General features: G+C 43.9%; 3 protein-coding genes. 1 reads left to right on the top strand and 2 read right to left on the bottom strand.

The genetic code is table 11. From position 1 onward, the window contains the following. Window positions 1-20: 20 nt before the first annotated feature. On the top strand, window positions 21-1,049 hold the full coding sequence (locus HA494_00150; GenBank protein ID NHV96194.1) for a HesA/MoeB/ThiF family protein: 1,029 nt from the start codon (window positions 21-23) through the stop codon (window positions 1,047-1,049). Here the strand turns inward: HA494_00150 and HA494_00145 are convergent. Together HA494_00145 and HA494_00140 are read right to left on the bottom strand one after the other, a co-directional pair. Continuing rightward, complete coding sequence (locus tag HA494_00145; GenBank protein NHV96193.1) at window positions 1,046-1,939, bottom strand: hypothetical protein; 894 nt, start codon at window positions 1,937-1,939, stop codon at window positions 1,046-1,048. The two genes, HA494_00150 and HA494_00145, sit on opposite strands and share 4 nt — an antisense overlap. A 71-nt stretch (window positions 1,940-2,010) precedes the next feature. After that, entirely contained in the window at window positions 2,011-2,475 is a 465-nt protein-coding gene (locus HA494_00140) for an acyl-CoA thioesterase (protein ID NHV96192.1), read from the bottom strand. Window positions 2,476-2,722 lie beyond the last annotated feature (247 nt).

Here is a 2,722-nt window from a genome sequence, read left to right as displayed (position 1 = left end):
ATGGTGAAGAACCGAAACGTATGCAGCCAAGCGCATTCAGCGAATACTATCTACGCCAAATAACTATGCCTGAGCTAGGCATAGAAGGGCAGCGAAGGCTCAGCAAAGGAAGAGTCGCAGTCATAGGTGTAGGGGGGCTGGGTAGCGTTTCATCACTCTATCTAGCTTTAGCTGGAGTAGGCTATCTTAGGCTAGTGGACCAAGACACCATCGAGCTACATAACCTCCATAGACAAGCGCTGTACACCAGAAAAGATCTGAGGTATCCAAAGGTTGAAGTAGCCGCTAAAAAGCTCAACGAAATAAACCCAGATGTTAAGATAGACATAGTACCGGAGAATGTTAGACGCTCAAATGTGGACAGTATCATCGAGGGTGTAGATTGTGTAGTTGACGGTTTAGATAATATGAGCACAAGGTATATCGTGAACGAAGCTTGTACTAAACGAAGAATACCCTATGTCTTCGGAGGTGCCCTAGGCTTAGAAGGTAACGTCACCGTCTTTCACCCACCAGAAACACCTTGCCTAGAATGTGTCTTTCCAGGATTGGATGATGAGATACTACCAACTTGCTCCACGCGAGGTGTAATAGGTGCCACACCAGGTGCTGTAGCTGCTATACAGGCTTTAGAAGCGATAAAGATCTTAGCTGGAATAGAAGGCGGCTTAAAAAATAGGTTGCTTATTTGCGACTTTAGAAGGATGGATTTCTTAACAGTCGAATTAGCTAAGACTGAGGGGTGTAGGGTCTGTCAGCAGAGGGTTGAAAGAGCAGCGGAGCAAAGAGAGCGGTTGACGTGGATGTGTGGTAGAGATACCGTAAACATTAACCCACCTAAACCTATGAATATAGACTTGAATGAGGTGCTTCAGAAGATCGGCGGCTATAAGGTGCTGGCAAGCTCACCTATCATCCTTGTCTTTGAATATAAAGGGGTTGAGGTAAGCCTATTTAGGCAAGGTAGGATGCTCTTAAAAAATGTAAAGAGCGAAGACGAGGCATTAGCCATCTACAACGAGTTACTCAGACTACTGGAACTTAGCTAACAACTTTCCACACCATTCAATATCTGCTCAGCGAGTTCAAAAACCTCTTCACGAGCTGGTATCTTAGATATGCCTACACCTCGGACTGCAAGAGTAGCTGCTGAGACACCGACACATACAGCCTTTAAAAGGTCCTTGTTTTGAGAAAAGGATGCTGCGAAAGCACCCGCCAAGATGTCACCAGCTCCGGTCGTCTCTCCTCTAACATCCGTAGCCGGGATAGGTACTCTATAGATCTTCTCCCCCAGCGAAAGTGTTACGTGACCCGAATGTGATGTTAAGATCACCGCCTTTGGTCCCAGTATATGAAGTTCGTTCAAGGCTTGTTTCGGCTCGTCCAAACCTGTTATGCTACGCATCTCCTCGTAATCTACCTTCAGCACATCGACATCCCTCAGAAGCGCTTTATCCATGTCTGAGATGGTAACGAAACCCTGTGAATCGAACCTTCTAAGGAAGCCTTGCGGGTCCAAGAAGAGGTATTTTGCTGCACGTCTTACAGCAGCGGTTAACCTTTTAGAAACTTCTCCTACCACAGGGTTCAAAATGCATATATCATAATTCTTGGGTTGTATCTGCTTCTCTTCAATGTCTTCACATCTACTGATTAACTTCAATCTTCTGCTCTCGCCATATTGCTTAATCTGGAATCTCGTAGTAGGCTTCTTCTGCGAAATCGCTGGTTCAAGTATATTGATGTATCTAGTTAGGAAGATTGTGTAATGCTCTGGGAAGTCTAAACCAACTTTTGTAGCAGCGTCAACGTCCGCACCTAATCTTCTCGCCATAAGCCCAGCATAGCTCGGAGGACCGCCTACTGATATAAAATCTAGCGTAGGCGAGATTATATGATCTATCGTGATATGCCCAACCACTAAAAGCTTAACCAACCCCTTTCTACAAACGAACCACCCTTTTTAATTTTTTAGAAATAGCACAGTAGGCAATAATCATAGCAGCCCTAAAAGAACTCTTCGTGACGTTTTGGATGCGAGTGTAGACGTTCAATGAGCTCTTTGGGGATTTCTTTAGATTTATCGTTGTGAACATACACATAAGTTATCAACCCCTTTGCTAAGATTATACCCCTACCTTCATCTAGCATTCTCCCTTCAAAGGTTATGGATCGCTCTCCAATCTTCTTAACCCAAACTTCTACCAACACCACATCATCATATTGAGATGGCGCTTCTATACGGCAAGAGTATTCGCCTACAACAAAATGGCCTTCAAGAGGTTTGTTATCAACGTACGTCATAGAAAACGTTGGATGCAGGGTGATCCCCCGCATCCTAAATGCGTGGAGTATAGATTCGTTGAAGAGCCTAGCATAGTTTGGGAAGAACACTCTCCCACCAGTATCGGTATCAGAGACTTTAATTCTATATTTTATAGAGCCCAAGATGCTAGGTTGAGTCTCTCTCATAAACTAACCTTCTAAGATCACGCCATATTAATTTAGCTTCTCTTCTTGATGTTTATATAACGGCGATATATTTTTATATAACGATGTTATACCCGTATGATGTGAAAAATATGGCTAGATTAGATGTATTGGCTGAAATAAAATCAGACCATACGCAAGTGCGAGATATCCTACTAGAATTGATCGACGCCATCGGCAAACGGGACGCGGAAAGATCCTTGGAGATACTACTCCGGCTAGACAAACT

It is taken from the genome of Nitrososphaerota archaeon, assembly GCA_011605775.1.
In the GTDB taxonomy this organism is placed as follows: domain Archaea; phylum Thermoproteota; class Nitrososphaeria; order Nitrososphaerales; family JAAOZN01; genus JAAOZN01.
This window is presented reverse-complemented; position numbering and strand designations above follow the sequence as displayed.

Excerpts from the sequence above, each read along its gene's own strand:
- HA494_00150 (NHV96194.1), top strand. The coding sequence starts at position 21 with ATGCAGCCAAGCGCATTCAGCGAATACTATCTACGCCAAATAACTATG.
- HA494_00140 (NHV96192.1), bottom strand. The coding sequence starts at position 2,475 with ATGAGAGAGACTCAACCTAGCATCTTGGGCTCTATAAAATATAGAATT.